1 protein-coding gene is annotated in these 227 nt (G+C 54.6%); it reads right to left on the bottom strand.

Annotated elements, in window-relative coordinates:
- Positions 1-227, bottom strand: a 227-nt coding sequence (locus B2T33_RS12795; RefSeq protein ID WP_286792233.1) for an ABC transporter permease subunit, incomplete at both ends; no start/stop codon positions are given.

Below are 227 nucleotides of genomic sequence, written 5' to 3'. Positions count from 1 at the left end.
AATTCGGTTGGAGATAAAGACACCATCCGTACCACCAACGATTTCCGGCGTGATGTAGTAACCGATTGCCAGAATGAACACGAGGATCGAACCGGCACCAATGCCCGGAACCGACTGCGGGAAATAGACACGCCAGAAGGCCGTCCAGTTCGTCGCACCAAGTGACTTGGCCGCGCGCTGATAGCTTGGCGGAATGGTTTTCATCACCGAATACAGCGGCAGGATCA

The sequence above is a fragment of the Thalassospira sp. UBA4513 genome (genome assembly GCF_002388495.1).
Taxonomy (GTDB): Bacteria; Pseudomonadota; Alphaproteobacteria; order Rhodospirillales; family Thalassospiraceae; genus Thalassospira; species Thalassospira tepidiphila.
Note: the sequence above shows the minus strand (reverse complement) of the source record. Positions and strands in the feature narration are given on the sequence as shown.